15 protein-coding genes are annotated in these 19,735 nt (G+C 42.5%); 10 read left to right on the forward strand and 5 right to left on the reverse strand.

The features are described 5' to 3' along the window. Window positions 1-160 precede the first annotated feature (160 nt). The 5 genes from HUJ22_RS03030 to HUJ22_RS03050 all read right to left on the reverse strand — a co-directional run bounded on the left by HUJ22_RS03030 (window position 161) and on the right by HUJ22_RS03050 (window position 5,788). Window positions 161-2,188: a monovalent cation:proton antiporter family protein gene (locus HUJ22_RS03030; RefSeq protein WP_290873563.1), complete on the reverse strand. Its 2,028-nt coding sequence runs from the start codon at window positions 2,186-2,188 to the stop codon at window positions 161-163. 172 nt (window positions 2,189-2,360) lie between these two features. Further along, window positions 2,361-4,403 carry a S9 family peptidase gene (locus HUJ22_RS03035; protein ID WP_290873568.1) on the reverse strand — a complete coding sequence of 681 codons (2,043 nt, stop codon included), beginning with the start codon at window positions 4,401-4,403 and terminating at the stop codon, window positions 2,361-2,363. A 113-nt stretch (window positions 4,404-4,516) separates the two neighbouring features. Next, window positions 4,517-5,071 carry a DUF427 domain-containing protein gene (locus HUJ22_RS03040; RefSeq protein WP_290873571.1) on the reverse strand — a complete coding sequence of 185 codons (555 nt, stop codon included), beginning with the start codon at window positions 5,069-5,071 and terminating at the stop codon, window positions 4,517-4,519. A 20-nt stretch (window positions 5,072-5,091) separates the two neighbouring features. Next, entirely contained in the window at window positions 5,092-5,577 is a 486-nt protein-coding gene (locus HUJ22_RS03045) for a TspO/MBR family protein (protein ID WP_290873574.1), read from the reverse strand. 85 nt (window positions 5,578-5,662) lie between these two features. Continuing rightward, on the reverse strand, window positions 5,663-5,788 hold the full coding sequence (locus HUJ22_RS03050; protein WP_290873576.1) for a hypothetical protein: 126 nt from the start codon (window positions 5,786-5,788) through the stop codon (window positions 5,663-5,665). A gap of 262 nt (window positions 5,789-6,050) precedes the next feature. Between HUJ22_RS03050 and HUJ22_RS03055 the strand changes: the two genes are divergently transcribed. From HUJ22_RS03055 to HUJ22_RS03100, 10 genes are all read left to right on the forward strand, one after another. Continuing rightward, a complete protein-coding gene (locus HUJ22_RS03055; RefSeq protein WP_290873579.1) occupies window positions 6,051-6,515 on the forward strand; it encodes a single-stranded DNA-binding protein in 465 nt (154 codons plus the stop codon). 146 nt (window positions 6,516-6,661) lie between these two features. Continuing rightward, window positions 6,662-8,044, forward strand: coding sequence for a CNNM domain-containing protein (locus tag HUJ22_RS03060; RefSeq protein ID WP_290873582.1), 1,383 nt, complete (start codon window positions 6,662-6,664; stop codon window positions 8,042-8,044). A 3-nt stretch (window positions 8,045-8,047) separates the two neighbouring features. Next, the gene (gene murB, locus HUJ22_RS03065) at window positions 8,048-9,076 is read left to right on the forward strand and encodes a UDP-N-acetylmuramate dehydrogenase (protein WP_290873585.1); all 1,029 of its coding nucleotides are present in this window, start codon (window positions 8,048-8,050) and stop codon (window positions 9,074-9,076) included. 81 nt (window positions 9,077-9,157) lie between these two features. Continuing rightward, entirely contained in the window at window positions 9,158-10,648 is a 1,491-nt protein-coding gene (locus HUJ22_RS03070) for a M48 family metalloprotease (protein WP_290873588.1), read from the forward strand. 273 nt (window positions 10,649-10,921) lie between these two features. Next, window positions 10,922-12,217 carry an adenylosuccinate lyase gene (gene purB / locus HUJ22_RS03075; protein WP_290873591.1) on the forward strand — a complete coding sequence of 432 codons (1,296 nt, stop codon included), beginning with the start codon at window positions 10,922-10,924 and terminating at the stop codon, window positions 12,215-12,217. Between the two features lie 936 nt (window positions 12,218-13,153). Beyond that, the gene (locus HUJ22_RS03080) at window positions 13,154-13,474 is read left to right on the forward strand and encodes a helix-turn-helix domain-containing protein (protein WP_290873594.1); all 321 of its coding nucleotides are present in this window, start codon (window positions 13,154-13,156) and stop codon (window positions 13,472-13,474) included. Between the two features lie 87 nt (window positions 13,475-13,561). Further along, on the forward strand, window positions 13,562-14,083 hold the full coding sequence (locus tag HUJ22_RS03085) for a hypothetical protein (protein WP_290873597.1): 522 nt from the start codon (window positions 13,562-13,564) through the stop codon (window positions 14,081-14,083). A gap of 5 nt (window positions 14,084-14,088) precedes the next feature. Next, a complete protein-coding gene (locus tag HUJ22_RS03090) occupies window positions 14,089-15,156 on the forward strand; it encodes a hypothetical protein (protein ID WP_290873600.1) in 1,068 nt (355 codons plus the stop codon). Window positions 15,157-15,401: 245 nt separating this feature from the next. After that, complete coding sequence (locus HUJ22_RS03095) at window positions 15,402-18,443, forward strand: efflux RND transporter permease subunit (protein WP_290873604.1); 3,042 nt, start codon at window positions 15,402-15,404, stop codon at window positions 18,441-18,443. A gap of 193 nt (window positions 18,444-18,636) precedes the next feature. Continuing rightward, window positions 18,637-19,707, forward strand: coding sequence for an efflux RND transporter periplasmic adaptor subunit (locus HUJ22_RS03100; protein WP_290873607.1), 1,071 nt, complete (start codon window positions 18,637-18,639; stop codon window positions 19,705-19,707). Window positions 19,708-19,735: the final 28 nt, after the last annotated feature.

A 19,735-nucleotide genomic window follows, 5' to 3' on the forward strand; every position in this document is an offset into this window, starting at 1 on the left:
TAAGATATTAATCACGAACTGAGGCTTATTTACTGTCAGTCAAAAACAGAATGGATAAATGAGAAGTCAGCTTTTTCCCTCGATTAATGAAATGCATTCGAAACTGCCACAAGCATTATCAATATAAATAAGTTGGAATCAAAACAAGAGCAGTTTTATTTTACTCGTCAAATTCACCGGATGAAAATTCTTCGCGAAAGATATCCGCGGCATCGGCAAAGCGTGAAGCAAGTCCTACCATTACCAAGCGATCACCGGCTTCAAGTTTAAAATCACCGGATGGATTGCCCACATTTTTACCACCGCGATTTACCGTTAAAACGGTAATCTCATATTTGTTTCTCAGCTTCAGATCGGACAGGGTTTTGTTGGCCGCGTAAGAGCCTTCCCTGACTAAAACAGCACGGGTGTGTAATCCTTCTTCATCCAGTCCCTGTAAAACCATTAGGTGGGCTTCTTGAATACTCCCTCGCATGATCTGGTAATCTTCAGCCCGCAATTCCCGAATGTGCTGCTCAATTTCTTCGTCAGGGATCATATATGCATTTAACACACTGGAAAACAGACGAACCGTAGTTTCCATTTCTTCAGGAACTACTTTGTCAGCTCCGCTTTTTTCTAAAAAATCAGCTTCAGAGAGGTACCGGGTACGTACAATGGTCTGAATAGTTGGGTTCAGGTATTTGGCCAGTTTTATAATGCGTGGATTCACATCGGGATCATTAATGGCGATCACGCATAATTTGGCACTGTAAATTTGTGCATGCTCCAAAATATGGGTACGTGATGCGTCCCCATATACGGCATTAATTCCCTTTTCATGCATTTCATTTACCGATCTTGGATTCATTTCAATTACAATAAAAGGAATACCGGTTTCTTTGAATACCTTAGCCAGATTTCTTCCAGCCGGACCATATCCAACCAAAATCACATGATCTTCAAGGTCTATTTTTTCAACGGATGAGCCAGATTCTTTTCGTTTTTTACCCATTCTCCTTAGTGGTGTTTTAGCAAGTAAGTCGCCAATTTTTGGACTCACTCTTAAAAACAGGGGAGTGAGGAGCATCAACAATACGGAAACAGCAATGAAGGTTTGAGAACCCATTTCCCCAAATCCGCCCGGAGTCAATCCCGCAGGGCGTCCGGCTCGTTCCAATACAAAGGAAAATTCTCCGATTTGAGCCAAAACAATACCTGTAGCAGCGGCTATACGGACGGGATATCCCAGAACCAATAAGCTTACTGAACTCAGAATGAATTTAAGTACCAATACCCCGGATGCAACCCCTAAAAGTAACAAGGGGTGTTCAAATACAAATTGAATATCCAGCAACATGCCAACGGACACAAAGAAAACGGCGTTGAAGATGGTCTTAAGGGGCAGGATTTCACTGAGTGCATGATCACTGTAATGACTTTCGCTCACAACTAAGCCCGCTAAAAAAGCGCCCAATGCAAGGCTGACTTCCGCTAAATTTGTTAAAGCTGCAGTCCCAAAGCAGATGGCCATTACGGTCAGAAGAAAGAGTTCCTGTCGGCGGGTTTGGGCCACTTTTTCTAAAATCCAGGGGACAATTCTTCGGGCGAGAATCACTACCATAGCGATTAACAAGACAGCCTTTCCAAGTACAATAAATACATCCTGAACAGAGTCACTTTCCCCGGATAAAATGGGCACAAGCAACACCATCGCAATAATCGCAAAATCCTGGAATATCAGTACTGCCAGAGAAAGCCTCCCGACGGGAGTATCGGTTTTACCCTGCTCACTTAGCAAACCCAAAATAATAGCTGTGGAACTTAATGCTACTAAAAAGCCGGTATAAATAGCCACTTTCCACTCTACATCGAAGAGCATGAGAGTCCCTATAACGGCAGCTACGCTTAACAAAACCTGTAATCCACCGCCGACAAAGATAGCATTTCGAATTCGGGCGAGCTTATCCAGGCTAAATTCAATCCCAATGGTAAATAACAGCAAAATGATGCCAATTTCGGCCAACATATCCACTAATTCCTGATCCTGAACAAGGCCAAGCGCATTAGGGCCAATAATTACGCCGGCGATCAAAAAACCAGCAATAGGGACTAATTTGATCTTATAGCAAATGTACGCGATGACTACACTCACCAGAAAAAGTGCAACGATCTCATTCAAAAAAGGGAGGTTTACCGCAAATACCATTAAAGAATTCTTAAAGATTGATTTTCTTTTGCGAGAAGATATTGAATCCTGTCAGGTTAATGAAGCATTTATTTGAGGTATCAGCAGTCAGACTTCAGCTTTCAGTTTTAGGTCGTCTCCAGGTGGATGAGAAAAAACTGAAAGCTGAAAACTGATCGCTGAAAGCTACTGGTTAATTCTTATATCGATCAAACCAACCGGTTATATATCCGACTTTTCTAAACAGATTACTTGGCTTAGCATAAATACTGTGCCCTGAACCTGCAATACGAACCATGGTTGCATCAACATCTTGCAGTTTGAGTGCCGAATAGTATTGTTCGGTTTCACTCATTGGAGTCCGATAATCCTGTTGGCCGGTTAGAAGCATGGTTGGGGTGGTTACATTACCAACCAATGAGATTGGGGAACGCTCGAGATATTGTTCAGGGTCATCCCATGGCTTTTCCGTGAACCAGTATTTGCTAAAAAAGGGAATACCATCAGCAGTGAGTACAAAGCTATACCAGTTGATTACGGGTTTAGCTACAACGGCAGCTGCAAAACGATCGGTCATGCCAATGCTCCAGGCTGTTAAAACTCCGCCACCGCTTCCGCCGGTAATGAACAAGTTGTCTTCGTCAATATACCCTTGATCAATTACGTAATCCGTGGCATCCATTAAATCATTATAGTCTTCGCTGGGATAATTGTGATTGATGTAAGCAGCGAAATCAGCACCGTAGCTGGTACTTCCCCGGGGATTGGTATAAACCACTACATATCCACGGCTGGCCATGAATTGGAGCTCAGGGGAAAAACGCGGACCATAATTGGTATGAGGACCGCCATGGATTTCCAGAATCATGGGGTATTTTTTATTTGGATCAAAGTCAGGAGGGGTAATAATCCATCCCTGAGTTTTGAAATTATCCACGGATGATTCAACCCAAAACTCTTCAACGTTCCCAACTTTTTTGGCTTTAAAAAGTTCTGCGTTTAGGTTTGTAATCTTTTTGGTAGCCATTCGGGTTGGAACCTGACCAACGGCTAGTTCACTTGGTCGGATTGGAGATACTTCGGAATAGGCAAATCGGCCATTATCGGCTACTGAATAGGATCCGCCTCCATAAGGGCGACCGGTTGAAGCGCCGCCAAGGTTAAGAGCTATTTGGACAAAGTCGCCGTTTAGTTTGATATTGCCCACTTTACTGTTTCCTTCTTCATCATATCTGAAAAAGACAGACTTACTGTCAGCTGCCCACGTGATAGAAGAAATATCTTGTTCAACATCATCTGAGATTTTCCGGAGGTTTGAACCGTCACGATCCATGATATAAAGTTCGGTTAACTGGTAACCCAAAAATTCATCCTTATAGCCGGTATATGCAATCAATTCACCATTTGGGGAAACTTTAGGATTGCTGTGCGGGCCTCTTTTGTCGGTAAGTTGAGTCATTTCCCTGGTCTCAATATCCATTTCATAGATTTGCTCATTATTGGGATCGAGATCCGCATTTTCAGATAGGTCTGCGGTAAAGATGATGTTGCCATCGGGTGTCCATGATGGAGAACCAAAATTGTGATTCCCGGAAGTCAGCTGTCTCGGTGCGCCCCCTTCTGCAGAAATAACAAAAACGTGCCTGAAACCATCCTCAACATATCCGCCGCCATCATTGCGGTATCTTACTTTGTCAATCACTTGTGCAGATTCTTCCCACTTGGCGCCTTCAGGCGGTGCAGGCATATCCGGCTTTACCACAGAAGAAGAACCCGGTACAAATTTAGAGAATAAAAGCTTAGTTCCATCAGGCGACCAGCTGAGGTTGCCCGGACTTTCGGTGAGATTAGTGATAGAGGCAGATACCCCGGTATCCATCCAGCGAATAAAAATTTGATTAGAGCCTTCCTCAGAAGAAGTGTAGGCGATACGATCTCCGCTTGGCGACCAGGTTACACTTCCGTATCCGGTTTTACCCGAGGTAAGTGGCCGGTGGTCTTCCCCGGAAAATGAGATTGTCCATAGATTCACAAACCTGCGATCGGTCATTACATCGTATTGAACCCGCTCATAGATAATAGTATTTCCATCAGGAGAAATTTCAGGACTGGAAACCATCTGAAGGTCAAACAAGTCCATGTAGTCAAAATAGGATTCATCGACCTGGGCATGAGTATTGACTCCTGTTATAAACAGGAAGAAAAGTAGAACGGAAAAGTATCTTTTTGCCAGCATGTGCATCATTTTAATTGTTGATTGGTTAATTATAACTTCAAAAACTTAGTTACGAAAACCAAGATCTAAGTTTTGATATAAAATTTTGTGAAACCTGATTTTCCAAATGAAAGCTATAAATAGGTTTCATCAGATTCTCCCCTGACCGGGCCTGTAATTTCTTTGGTAATCCAGCCGGGGTAAAAACCGCCGGGTTGAGGTTTTACATGTTCTCCATTTACATAACAAAATAATTTAGAGGGGAAGAAAGATATATAGCTCTTAATTTTACTAAACTCCTGATTGGGCTGGGGGTAAGACCAAGCTACTCTTTCAACTAATTTATCTTCAATAACCACATTCCAATAAATAGCTTCCCCTTTCCATTCACAGCGAGAAACTCCCGGGGTTTTTTTCAGAAAATCCATATTAATGTCAGTTTTGGGAATATAAAAAGCGGGAGGATTTCCTGTTTCCAAAACCCGAATAGCATTGGTGGTTCTGGCGATTATTTTGTTGGCAAAGATTATCAGTATTTCCCGGTTATCAGAAGCTAATTTTGGGGGGCGGGGATAATCCCACACTGATTCCTGTCCTTCTTTGGGTTTATCAGCAAATTTAGGTCGTTTTTGGCCGTGATATTCCCAGTTTGATGGCCCCGATTTGTTCCGATTTGAAGATTTATTCATTGAATAAGAACTGTATATAATTAATTAAGTATGTAGATAGCAAAATTTAAAACCGATGCAAATACTACCCATAATAAATAAGGTAAAAGAAGCCAGGCCGTCCATGGTTTTATCTTTTTGAAGACTTTTATGGTTAATAAGATTCCAATGAGTAAAACAATGATTTCTATAAAAGCTAATAAAGGACTTTTAAACCCAAAAAACAGAAAAGACCATATTCCGTTCAGCAGTAACTGTATTCCAAATATAGACAAGGCATGTTTTATTTTTTCCTGTTCAAATCCAACTTCCCAAATTGCCGCGGCCGAGATCCCCATAAACGTATATAGAACCGTCCATACCGGCCCGAAAAGCCAGCCTGGCGGATTAAAAAAAGGCTTGTTTAGTTGAACATACCAATCTGGAATAGCATTAACAGTAACCCATCCTGCTATTAAGCCAACTATGTTACAAATTAGAATGCCAATCCCGATTTTGATCCAATACGGAATTTTTTGAATACCCATGATTGGATTATACCAACAACAGAGAGGAAAACCGAATTCTCAATAATTAATAATTCAATAATTGATAAAGAATATGATATCAGGTCTAAACTGAGAAAAACAGAAGCCCGATGACAGACAGGATAAGCAGGGTGATTTTAAGTTTTATCACCTTATCTTCGTATTCAGCTTCTTGTTCCAGATAATCTTCTATAATTCGTTCAGAAATCATGGCCTTGGTTTTTCCTAACAAGAGTGGAAAACCAGAGAAATGTTACAAGTTTAGAAACAGTTATTATAGCCACCCTTTCATAGAGGCTTTTTATCAAATAATTAATCAGAGAAGCTTTTCTAAGAGAGAATTTTATGGGTGAAATCAAATTCTAATCATTAAGTAAGACTTAATGATTGCAAATTTTTTGAAATTTTTTTGTAAGGAATTGTTCTGAACTAACTCTTACATTGCAAACAAACAACAAAAAACAGGATACGTTATGAGTTCACTTAACAAAGCAATGTTAATAGGAAATCTGGGACAAGACCCGGAAGTACGGTACACACAATCGAACACAGCTGTAGCTACTTTAAATATAGCTACCAGCGAGCGTTACAAAGACAGTAACGGAGAATATCAGGAAAACACTGAATGGCATCGTGTTGTTGCCTGGGGCCGAACAGCTGAAATTTGTCAGCAATATTTAACCAAAGGTTCAAAGGTATATATTGAAGGTCCTATCCAAACCCGCCAGTGGGAAGATAAGGACGGGCAAAAACGCTATACTACTGAAATTAAAGCATTGCGCATGGTAATGCTTGACAGTAAAGGTTCATCCGGAGGCGGAGCGTCTCAAGGTGGCGACCAGGCTCAGAATCAAAATCAGGGCGGTGGTAAGCCCATGAGCAGCAATGTAGAGCTTGACAGTAATTTTGATGATATGGATGATGATCTTCCATTTTAAACAAAAACTATCTTAATCTATCTTAAAACGGCATAAGGGTTTCTTATGCCGTTTTTTTATATATAGCTCAGGTTAACCTAAAATCTTATATTTTAGAGATACCGAAAGTGTTCTTAAATTCTCTTAATCAAAAATAACTTTATTCATTGGATACAATCGAAGATCCCTTCAGTTTGGTACAAGATTCTCTTTTCACATTGAGTGAAAGTACCGTTATTCATGGAATAGACCCTGTTATATTGGGGATTCAGCTTCTCTTTTTATTTTTAGGACTGGCTTTTTCGGCGGTGTTTTCAGGTTCAGAAGTCGCCTTGTTTTCTCTTTCAAACAGAATGGAAGACCTTAAGCAGGACGAATCGTTTGGCTCGGCCGATGATCGCATTATAAAAATGTTGGACAAACCCAGGCGATTGTTGGCTACCATACTAATTGGCAATACGTTTGCAAATATTGTGGCGTCGGTATTAGCAGCGGTAATTACCGGTGATATTGTAGCTGCTTTTGGGTTATCTGAAATACTGGTATATGCCATAGAAGTCCTTGTCTTAACTTTTATGATTTTGATTCTGAGTGAAATCACCCCAAAAATCATTGCCATAAACAATCCGCTTAAAGTTTCCCGGACTAACAGCGCCTTTATTTACGTGTTGTTTATCCTGATGAAACCTTTTGCAAAATTGATTGCTGACAGTACCATAAGCCTTGAGCGCTATTTGCCGAAACCAACCAGTAAAATGACTTCCGAAGATATCCGCACAATGGCTGAAATGGGGGAGCAGGAAGGATCAATCAAAGAAGATGAGCGGGAAATTATAGAAAATGTAATTGGCTTTGGTAATATCACCGTCCGGGAAATCATGACCTCCAGAGTAAATATTGTTGCGGTTTCCCTGGATGATTCGTTACAGGATGTGCTTACTAAAATCCGGGAAAACGGCCTCTCCAGAATGCCGCTCATCGAAAGTGACCTAGACAATATACAAGGTGTGCTTTATGCCAAAGATGTATTGCCATACTTAAATGCCGTAGAGGAAGAACCGTCACTTAATTGGAAAACGGTTTCGAGGAAAGCACTATTTATTCCAGCTACCAAAAAGCTTGACGACTTACTTCGTGATTTTCAGCAAGAGAAAACTCATATTGCTATCGTGGTTGATGAATACGGAGGGACTGAAGGAATCGTAACCATGGATGATATCCTTGAAGAAATTGTGGGTGACATTACCGATGATTCCGGTGAGGAAGAAAGACTTTATACCCGTTTCAAAAGCGGTATTTATATTTTTGATGCCAAGATTGATTTGGATGACATGGAAGAGATACTGGACTGTGAAATCACCACAGAAGAGGATGAATATGAAACGCTGGGCGGATTGATTTATCATCTTACAGAAAGTCTGCCGGTAGTAGGAGAGCGCATTAATTTCAAAAATATGGAGCTAACGGTGCACTCCGTGAAGAATAACCGGATCAAAAAGGTTAGGGTGAAAGTAGAAAACCCCGAAGAAGTAAAATCATCTGCTGAATAATTTATGAGCCAATCACTTTCCATTCAGGAAAACTTTAATCTCGCCGAATATAATACCATGGGTTTGACTGCTAAAGCCCGGTATTTTATTTCCATTTCTTCCGTTCAACAACTACAAACTCTTTTGGCTGATTCACAATTTCAGAGTCTTTCAAAATTTATGCTGGGGGGAGGTAGTAATATCTTGTTTATAGATGATTATGATGGATTGATCATTCACATGGATATAAAAGGGATAGAAATTGAGCGCGAATATAAAGACTGTGTTTTATTGAAAATCGGGGCCGGTGAAAATTGGCATGAATTGGTTATTTATTGTATTGAAAAGGGGTGGGGGGGTATCGAAAATTTATCTTTAATCCCCGGTTCCGTTGGAGCTGCTCCTATTCAGAATATTGGTGCTTATGGAGTGGAGCTGGAGGAAGTGTTTGACAGCCTTGAAGCGGTTAACATTGAAACAGGGGAGATTCAGAGTTTCAATAAAGAAGAATGTAAATTTGGTTATCGGGACAGTGTATTCAAGAATGAACTAAAAGGGGCATATGTGATTACGAGCGTAAAATTACGCCTCCATAAAAACCCCAAAATAAATACTTCCTACAAAGCACTATCGGATGCACTGGAAAGAAAAGGGATTTCTGACCCTACGGTAAAAGATGTCAGTGACGCCGTTATTGAAATAAGGAGAAGCAAACTGCCCGATCCGGCTGAAATAGGAAATACCGGCAGTTTTTTTAAAAACCCGGTGATTTCAAAAAAGCAGTTTAATCAGCTTAAAATAGAGTATCCGGAAATACCGCATTATCCGGCCGGTGAAAAAGTTAAAATACCGGCTGCGTGGCTCATAGATCAGTGCGGATGGAAGGGCAGACGGTTTGGAGATGCCGGCGTGCATAAAATGCAGGCTTTAGTGATTGTGAATTACGGAAAAGCAACCGGCGGGGAAATTTGGGCATTGGCTGAGCGCATTCAACATTCAGTCAAAGAAAAATTTGGGGTAGATCTTACACCTGAAGTGAATATTGTTACATAGTTCTTAGGAAACGGAACAAAAGTCTGTATTTATTATTAAGATATATGGTGAATCTCCAATGCCTACTAAAATTCTAAGATTATGATTAAAAGATCGAGTTGTTATACTATTATTTTGATTGTCGCCGTTTTGGTGAACGGATGTATGAAAGTCGGTGTAAATCCGGTTTCAGGAAATAAGCGTGCATTTGGTTACAGTTGGGAACAGGAAGTTCAAATTGGACAACAAGCAGACAGTGAGATCATAGCACAATATGGTCTTTATGAAAATGAAGAGCTTTCAAATTATGTTTCAGATCTTGGACAGGCACTCCTTGAAGTCAGTCACTTGAGAAGGGAAGATACACCGGAGCAATTTCGTGATACAGAATTTACCTTTAGAGTATTAAAGAGCCCGGTGGTAAATGCTTTTGCGTTACCGGGAGGTTATATATATGTGACCCGGGGACTGCTGGCTCATCTGGATAATGAAGCCCAGTTAGCGGTTGTTTTAGGCCATGAAATCGCACACGTAGCTGCTCGTCATGCTTCTCAAAGAGCAGCCACCCAGCAGTTTGGGCAGCTGGCTATAATTGGCGGAGCTATTTTGGGGCAATCATTGGGTTATGACGGCGCAAGTATTTTACAACTCAGCAGCCAAACGGCGCAGCTGTTATTTTTGAAATATGGACGTGATGCAGAAAGAGAATCGGATGAGCTTGGCGTTGAGTATTCTGCAATGAAGAGCTATATGGCTGCGGAAGGCGCTGCGTTTTTTACGTCCCTAAAGCGTATATCCGAAAGCGAGGGAGGTGGAATTCCAACACTTCTTTCCAGTCACCCTGATCCAGGAGAGCGAGAACAAACCATACCCCGGCTTGCACAAGAGTGGGCGGACAAGGGATATGAACAAACCATCCTTGATAGAGATGAATTTTTAGGAATGATCGATAATATCATCTTCGACGAAAATCCACGGGAGGGATTTGAAAGGAACGGGATGTTCTATCATCCGGATTTGGAATTCCAGTTTCCGGTGCCTTCAGGATTTAATTTGCATAACCAAACCTCAGCGGTAATCATGGTGAATGAGTCTCAGGATGCCATCATGCAATTTACCATTGATTCCGAAAATGATACCCCTGAAAGCTCCGTAAAGGCTTTTCTAAATCAGGAGGGGATTACTGTGATAGAACAGAATAATTTCTCCGCAAATAGTTTTAATGGTTATCAGGGGGTTGCTACAGCACAGGCACAGGACGGCACGGAACTCAAGCTTCAGTTAACGGCCCTCGGACACGGCGGTAATATTTATCGGTTTTTAAGCTATACAACTACAGCACAATTTGATGATTATAAGCCTGACTTTGACATGGTTACCAACCGATTTGATAACCTGACGAACTCAGAGATTTTGAATATTAAGCCGGTACGCCTACAATTGGTGACCACTTCAAGGTCAGGGGTATTCACTGATTTTCTTCCCAATACCTTACCTATGGACATTGAGCCTTTGGATGTTGCTATTATAAACCAAGTGGACTTAGATCAGAATATTCCATCAGGTACCGTTTTGAAGATCCCGGTTCAGTAATACAGTCCCGGCAGGTACAAACGAATGCAGGGCCGTCTCTCTGGGACTGGAATTGTGGCTCTTCCACCACGGGATAAATCCCGTGGCTATATACTTTCATCCCTCCGGGATTTATTTTCCTTAAATAAATCTGTGATCATCCGCCCGATCAGCGTTATCCGTGTTCCATTGAATAAGTAACCTGAAAGCAAAAATTCAGGCAGATTTGATCTTAAACCTCAGAGAGAAAAACACTATCTTAGACGGGAAATTTTGAACTGAAAAAATTATCAAATGATCTCTCGCTACTCCCGTAAGGAAATGTCTGACCTCTGGACCGATGAACAACAATTTCAAGCCTGGCTGGAGGTGGAACTTGCTGCCTGCTGGGCCTGGGCCAAGCTCGGCAAGATTCCCATGGAGGATGTGGACAAACTCTACGAAAATGCCGGTTTTGATGTAGCCCGCATCAAAGAAATCGAAGCAGAAACCCGACACGATGTAGTTGCCTTTACAAGAGCCGTTTCCGAAACGCTTGGCGATGAAAAGAAATGGGTGCACTACGGACTAACCTCTACCGATGTAGTCGATACCGCCTGGGGCGTACGACTCAAAAAAGCCAACGCTATTCTGTTGGAAGGACTGGAACGGATCGTGGATGTACTGGCTGAAAAAGCAAAAGCTCACAAGTACACGGTGATGATGGGGCGGACTCACGGCATCCACGCCGAGCCGACCACCTTTGGGTTGAAATGTGCCCTGTGGTATGCGGAAATGAACCGAAATCTGGAGCGATTCAAGAAAGCCGCAGATGATGTGGAATTTGGAAAGCTATCGGGCTCGGTAGGAACCTTTGCCAATATTCCTCCTGAAGTAGAAGAATATACCTGTGAGAAATTAGGATTAAGCCCGGCGCCTATCTCCACCCAAACCCTGCAGCGCGACCGACATGCCTATTATCTTTCCACGCTGGCTTTGATCGGTTCAACCATGGAGAAGATGGCGGTGGAAGTCCGACACCTGCAGCGCAGTGAGTTGAGAGAGGCCGAAGAAGCTTTTCGAAAAGGGCAGAAGGGTTCATCTTCCATGCCCCACAAACGAAATCCCATCAGTTCGGAGAATATCACCGGTTGTGCCCGGGTGCTTCGCGGATATATGGTCACTGCTTATGAGAATATCCCGCTCTGGCATGAACGCGACATCTCGCACTCCTCCGCCGAGCGGATCATCCTGCCAGATGCCACGACTCTGCTCGATTACATGCTAAACCGCTTTGCCGGAGTGATCGAAAACCTGGTGGTATTTGAGGACAACATGGAAGCCAACATCTGGAAAACACAGGGACTGGTATTCTCCCAGCGGCTCCTCCACAAACTCATCGACAAGGGCATGCCGCGCGAACAGGCTTACGATACCGTTCAGCCGCTTGCTATGAAGTCATGGGAATCACAAACACTCTTCAAGCCCATCGTGGAAGCTGATTCTACGATCACGGAAGCCTTAACACAAGAAGAGATCGATGAAGCTTTCAACCTGGATCACCACACCCGAAATGTGGATGTGATCTTTAAGCGTGTTGGCTTGGAGTGAGGGTAGTTTTGAGTTGTCACTAACCTCTCTCGGTCTGACGGCTCCAAGCCCGTCTGACCGATGGTTGAATTCGAGCAACGCAGCCTTTAACCATCCATCAGACCGGTTATCGGTCAGATGGATTTCGTGATAGATCGGAGTAACCTTGAAGCGTGCGAAGCTCCTTCAAGCGTTACGGGTCTGAGGCCAACCCAGAACGCTCCAAGGACCGCTGGACGCTCGGAGGTTTTTTAAACTCATTCCCAACGTCCCCGTTGGGAATGCCATGCCGGACCTTCCGGTCCAAGTATGCAGCAAAGAAATCGTCCATCCCAGTTCGGTTCATCGGTCTATCGCAAATCAGTTGTCCTTATTCCGAAGGTCCATCTTCGTAATGAAGTCCCGGAAGCTCCGGCTTCCCGAACCATTCCTTCAAAAATCGTTAATCACCGTTCGTTAATCGCTAATCAAATTTTAAGCTTCGGTTTCCCATACCTTAGAAAGAATAATTTCCCGTATTCACCTTCCTGGTTCTTTTGTACCGACAAAAGAACCAAAAACTCTCGACTGCGAAAAAAGAGCTAAAGCTGACTCCATTCCGCTAAAAGAAATCAATGCTCCATCACCGGGCTTGCTGGTAAGTTAAGTAACATGCGGTTTGATTTCTTTCTTAACGCTTCATTCCGTCATCTTCTTAACGCTCTTTTTTCTAAGGTCGAATAATGTGATTCGCTTTGTTTCTGAAGGAGTACTAAAGATTAGCTTCAAAATTATCTTGAACTTAAACTGTAACATTTACATGATTTAATACTCTTGAATATGAATACGGGGAAAAACCGTTAGCGGTGAAACGCTTTTTGCGGTGGGTACAACTCATCCATTGGAAGGACATTTATTTAACTGGTGAAAGGCAATAACCAGTTAAAAAGATAAATCTAAAACCATATATATATATATATGAAACAACCAATGGAAAACGCGTTGCAGATTGCGCGGGAAAATATAAAAGAAATACGGACTGTAACGGAATGGGCTGAAGAGATGAATTATAACAGCTCAAAATACTTTTCCAGAAGATTTCGGAATCATTACCAGGCACGGCCCAAACTAAAATTAATAGAATTTAGATTAGAAAAATTTTGTGAGCTTATAAAAGAAAAATCAGAAATAAGTTGCTATGAAATTGCTTTTGAGCTTGGTTTAAAGGATGATATTGCTCTGAATAAGTTTATTAAGAGACATACTGGAAAACCGCCCAGAGAGTGGAAAAATGGATAGTAAATAATGATAATTAAAATGTTGGAATGTTATGAATGTATCAATTTTATTGGTTGTAACTATTAATTCAATCAAAGGGAAAGTAAAATGCAAAAAAGTCAAAGAATTAAAATATTCGCTACTCTGTTACTTCTCATTGTTACGATTTTTGCAATCGTACAAATAGGTGGTGACAAACAGATGAGTAATGAAGAATTATCAAAGCTAGCTGATTACAATAGTGAATTCTATGACGAAGTTACAGCTAAAGAACTTGGGATGACATATAATGAGGTTTTAAATAAATATGATGTTGATAAGCAAGATAGACTGCTTCATGAATTTAAATTTTATAAACTTAATTATAAAAACTTAAATGAATTTCATATAGTTGGACAAACCGAAGGTGTTTCGTGCCGAAATAAGGCGGTTGTTAACTATAGCGATTTTGAAACGGCAACGTTTTTATTGTTTCAAAACAGTGAGCCTGAAGTCGAGCACGAATGTAATGGAGATCCTTGTACAAGTTGCAGCTTTACTAGAAATTCAGAAGGTGAAATTACCGGCTGCAATCTGTGTGAAAGTCCTACTTCTGGTATCTGTAATCATAAAATCACTTCAGGTGGTTAAAATAAATGAGAAATTTTTTAACAAAAGAATGGTTGTTCCTATTTGGAATAACCATTCTTTTTTATAATTGTGATGGAAATGAGAAGTTTGAAGTTAATCCATTTACTGATCATCATAATAGTAGTCCAGTAATTAAAAAGTGTGAATTACAGAAAAATGTAATTCCTTCTGATAAATTAAGAGAAGCTGAATTGATTGACAGTCTATTCTTATCTGGTAATCTTTTTGAAATAGCAGAAGTTGACTCCAATGAGATTTATTTGTTCAGTAAAGCAGATCAGAAATTATATAGGGTTTTACGTACTGAAAATAATTTTGTAGTTGATCTTATTTCTGACAGTGGCGCAGGTCCTGATCAAATAGAAAATGGAATTAGGTTTTTTTCAATTGGAAATAGACATTTTATTATACAAAGAAATAGAGTTACTGAACTTAAATCTTTTAATGAAGCAGTTGAACTTAACGTTTTGCATACTTTTAGAGACTACATAAATTATTTTAAGATTATGGAAGATGGGTTATATCTGGTAAATAAATTTACACCGGATGACAATGCATCACTGAGATTGGTTGGAGAAAACTTTGTGGATAAAGGAATCTATTATGGTGGTAAAATAATTACTAACAACGGCAATAAATATGATTCTATATTGGATTTTAGTTTAGTTGGAACGAATGGTTCTAATGAAATACAAATCTTTAATTATTTGCCATTCATAGGTGTTTTTAACCAAGATAGAGTTTTGAAGAAAGTTTTTAGGGTTTCCCCTTTTTATCAAATTCATCTTAGTTCAGATGACGGTAGTCTTTTAAAAATAGACTTCGAAGAAACAGAAATATTTACTCAAATAGTCAACTTGTATCAATTCAATCAGGGTACGTGGATCATTTTTGAAGATCTACATTTGGACAAGGATGTAAATGAATTTAGAGTTAAACAAAAAAATTATAGATACTTTTTGTTAAAAAAAGATCTGGAATTAGAATGTATTGGTGTAAGCAAGTATTACATTTTACCATTAAAAAATGGATTCATATTTAATAAAGATGGTTCTGTTTTTAAGACTGATTAACATCTAATTTTGAGTTTGACCCCTCCCCATGGATCTTTTCAATCCGCCCTCGTTCCCAACTACCCAGTTGGGAACGCTAATCTGGACCACCTGGTCCCAATGGTTAGCTGATCACAAATTTACGCCTAAAACTTTTTCTTATTTCCACTCGTCTCTAACTAAGAGAACCATCCACTACTAAAACCATAGTTTCCATATCCCAGATTATTTTACTATCCTCTGCTAAGTAACCTAAAATTCTCCATTTGCTGCTTAAAAAACCTATAGCGTCTGTAATTTTAGTTCTGGCAGTGCTCATTTTCGGGGGTATTGCACTGGAACGGCTTTCCATTGAGCTGATGCCGGATATTGACCGGCCTACGCTGTTGGTGCGTACGAACTATTCCGGGGCGCCTGCTTCGGAAGTTGAGTTCCGCATTACCGAGCAGCTGGAGGGGATGCTTTCCGGTGTTCGCGGCGTGCAGGAAATTGAATCCCTTTCGCGTCAAGGACAAAGTCTCATCTTCCTCACCTTTGAGTGGGGCTTCGACATGGATATTGCGTTTCTTAACGTACGGGAGAAACTGGATCAGGCGAGGTATCTGCTGCCTAATCAGGCCGACCGGCCGCAACTGGTGTATTCTTCAGCTTCGGATGAGCCCATCACTACCATTGCTTTGCAGCTTGCCAATGTATCCAATCAGGAATTTTCGAACCGGCTTTCGCTCAAACGCTGGGCTGATCAGGTGTTTACCCGCCGACTGGAACAGCAGGAGGGCATTGCTCAGGCATTATTGGTAGGGGAAGTGCAGCCCGAAGTACAGATCCGGTTCAACCCGCGTTTTATTGATCGCTATGGATTGTCGCTGTCCCAAATTCAACAGGCGGTAAGCGATGCCAATATTTTTTCCTCCACCGGAGAACTTCGAGATGGCTGGTACCGCTATGCCCTGAAGATCGAAAGCCGGATCGAGTCGCTGGATGATCTCCGAAAAACCCCTATTATTTCCCTGGCAAGCGGACGGGTGCTGCTGCTGGAAGAACTGGCGGAGGTCCAAATGGCCGAAGCCGACCCGACTTCATTTGCGCTTTTGGATGGGGAAGAAGTACTGAATGTGCTTGTTAAAAAAGAATATGGATCGAATACGGTAGAGGTATTTGAAACCCTCCAGAACGTACTGACCGAAATTCGCGATCAAAACCCGGATATCCTCATCGAGGTGATACAGGAAGATGCGAGTTATATCGAGAATTCCATCTCCAATCTGCTGCAAACCCTGCTGATCGGCGGCGTGCTGGCGTTCCTCGTGCTGTTCCTGTTTTTGGATGATGCGCGGAGTCCATTTACCATAGGAATTTCTATCCCTGTAAGTATTTTCCTCACCTTCGTGGTAATGTTTCTGTTCGACATTCAGCTGAACATCATTTCCCTCAGCGGACTCACCCTCGGTATCGGACTGCTGTTGGATAATGCCATTGTGGTGCTGGAGAATATCAATCGCTACAGGCAAAAAGGCTTGGGACGATTTGAGGCGGCACGGGAGGGGACCAAAGAGATCAGTCTGGCCGTAACAGCTTCTACTTTCACTACCATTTCCGTTTTTCTACCGCTCATTTTTCTAGGCGGATTTGAAGGCGCCTTTTTCCGTGACCTGGCTGCCACGCTATCCTTCAGTTTGATCGCCTCGCTTTTGGTGGCACTTTTCATTCTTCCGGTCTTTGTGGCACAGATCAGCAAGAATTCGAAATCCAAAGGAGTGCTCAGTACAGTTTCAGAGGGTTTGGATAAGGTGGTGATGGCCTATGAGCGAAATCTTGGTCGCGTTATACAAAAGCCGCTCCCCATTATTGTATTCGCGCTGATCCTGTTAGCCGGTGCCGGATTTGCCTTTATGACCACCGAGAAAGCCGTGCTTCCTCCCGATGAGCCTGCCAAAGTGGATTACCTGGTATCCATGCCCGGAAACACAGCCCTTCGTTCTGCCAAGCAGGCTTCAACCGATATCACAAAGATCTTACGGGAGCGAACCGATCAGTCTAACATTTTGTCGCTTGGGGGATATACGGATAACACGAATTTGAAGTCGATCACCAACGAGGGACTCAACCGATTTACCATTTCCATTCCAGTATCCGGATTTGAAGAAGCTGAGGATGTGGATCGTATTATGAATGGGATCGCCCAAACCTATACTAACTGGACATTTCAGAAAATGGAGGATGATGCCGTTGGAGCCGTGGGTATTGGCCGTGATGCTCCGGTGCAATTCAGCGTGGTGGGCACCGACCGCGAATTCAGCGTGAGGGTGGCAGAAGCCTTCAACGAATTTTTGAATCGAAATTACAGGGAGACACAGCTTGATCTAAAATATCCGCAGCGCATTCAGGCTTATCAATTGCAGTTCAAAACGCAGGAGTTGCTTTCCTATGAACTGACCGAAGCTGAAGTGATCCGATACCTGGAATCATTGACCCGCGGCTCCTTTGTCACCGACTGGAACCGGCAGGATGAACAGATCTCCATTCGGCTGATCGGGGAACGGGAAACGAATTTAGATCCCCGGGAGATCACCCTGGATGTACGCGATAAGATCATCCCGCTGACGGCAGTAGCTGAGATCGCCCGCATTGATGAAGCTGAACAGATCGAACGCATCCGGCAGTCGCCGATACTCACCTATAACTCTGATCTCACCTTCATGGATTGGTGGTGGGATGGTGGTGAGCTTCAGGAGTTGGTCAACCGGTTCATGCAGCAAAGCGGCCATGAGATCCAAATACGCGGTTCAGCCCTGCAGGTGATTAATTTACTAAAAGAACTCGGGTGGCTGCTGATGATCAGCGTGCTTCTGATCTACCTCATCCTTGCGATCCAATATGAGAATTTGAAATATCCGTTCATCATCATTTTGGCCATTCCGTTTGCGTGGATCGGTTCGGTGTTTGCGCTGTATATCGGGGGCATCAGTTTAAATGCTCTTTCATTCATGGGAATTTTGATCCTGACCGGAATTGCAGTGAACGACTCCATCCTAAAGGTAGATTTCATGCGCCGCTATTTTGATGAGACCGGCAACCTTGATGAAGCTATCAAGCAGGCGGGGATCAACCGTTTTCGTCCCGTGGTAATGACGAGTATGACAACCATTCTGGCACTAATCCCCATGCTGGTACCGTTTGGAGATGGATACGTGCTGCGACAATCACTGGCCGTTGCACTTATGGGCGGTATGGTGACAAGCACCTTTTTAACCTTGTATTTAATTCCTTTGGTGTTTAAATGGACGAATGGGGGAGATTCTAAATGAGAAATTATGAATTTTAAATGGACGATTACTCCCATCTGACGGATTACCCGTCTGATGGATGTCATAAGCGTGATAGTTTGATTCTACCAATTGGTCAGACGGGCTTTGAGCCGTCGGACAAAGAATTATTTTTCATTTTGAATTTTTAATTATCAATAACAACGTGATTCAGAGTTTAAATAGATTCAGTATTATGAAACGACAAATGATACCAAAATTACTTTCCTGTTTACTGATCACTGTAACGCTGTTTACTGCTTGTAAGAGTGAGGAGCCGGAACGGGATACGCCCGACCCGGACAGTGTGGAAATTCGGCCCGAAGTGGTATTTGATGTCGTGGATGATGAGCCGCTTCAGTTCTTTATTGAAAGCCGGGGTGTGGTTGAGCCGCTGCAGCGTATAAAGATTACCCCAAGAATCAGCGGATTTGTAGAGGAGCATAATATCGTTGAAGGCCGTTTGATAGAAAAAGGGGACGTTCTTTTGAAACTGGATGATGAGGAGTGGGTTAACCAGGAGCGAAGTGCCTACAACGAATATCAGCAAGCCAAGAATGAGTTTGATATTGAATCAAGGTTACGGAATGAAAGCGGTAACGGCAGTGAAGATCAGCAGAGTTTGTTGCGCATCACAACCGGGCTGGCTGAAGCTGAGCTGGCATGGGAGCGTGCCAAGCTGAATGTAAGTTATGCAACGCTGAAAGCCCCTTTCAGCGGACGCATCTCGGCTAAGCAGGTTGTTTCGCGCGGAGCCTATGTTTCGGCCGGATCTGAGCTGGGTTCTCTGATCGATGCAGCTATCGTTCACATTCGATTTGATGTGCTGGAGTCCGAAATTGATAATTTGGATGAAGGAATGCCGGTAGAGTTATCCGGTCCCGGCGGCACGCCTTATGAAGGGGAGATTATAGCTATTTCCCCGGAAGTGAATCCCGACACCAAAACGGGGCAGGTATTGGTGGAAGTTGAAAACAACGATTATGACCTCAAAACCGGTATGACCGTAGATGGCCGTGTATTTGTCCGAAGTCAGAAAAGTAAAGTCCGAATGCCGCGTGAAGCACTTTTGGAGCGAGATGGCAGAACCCTGGTTTTCCGCCTCAACAATGAAGAAGTGGAGTGGATCTATGTGGAGCCGGTAGCTATGAATTCCGACTGGGTACTCATCGATCATCCCGAAATTGAACCCGGCGATACCCTGGCGGTAGATCAACACTTTAGCATCAGTCATCAGCAGAAAGTGGTTCCACTCCTAGTTAATTAGTAATGTTAAATGGCTACGGATCATTTAA

Origin of the sequence: Gracilimonas sp. (assembly GCF_014762685.1) — a bacterium.
Classification (GTDB): domain Bacteria; phylum Bacteroidota; class Rhodothermia; order Balneolales; family Balneolaceae; genus Gracilimonas.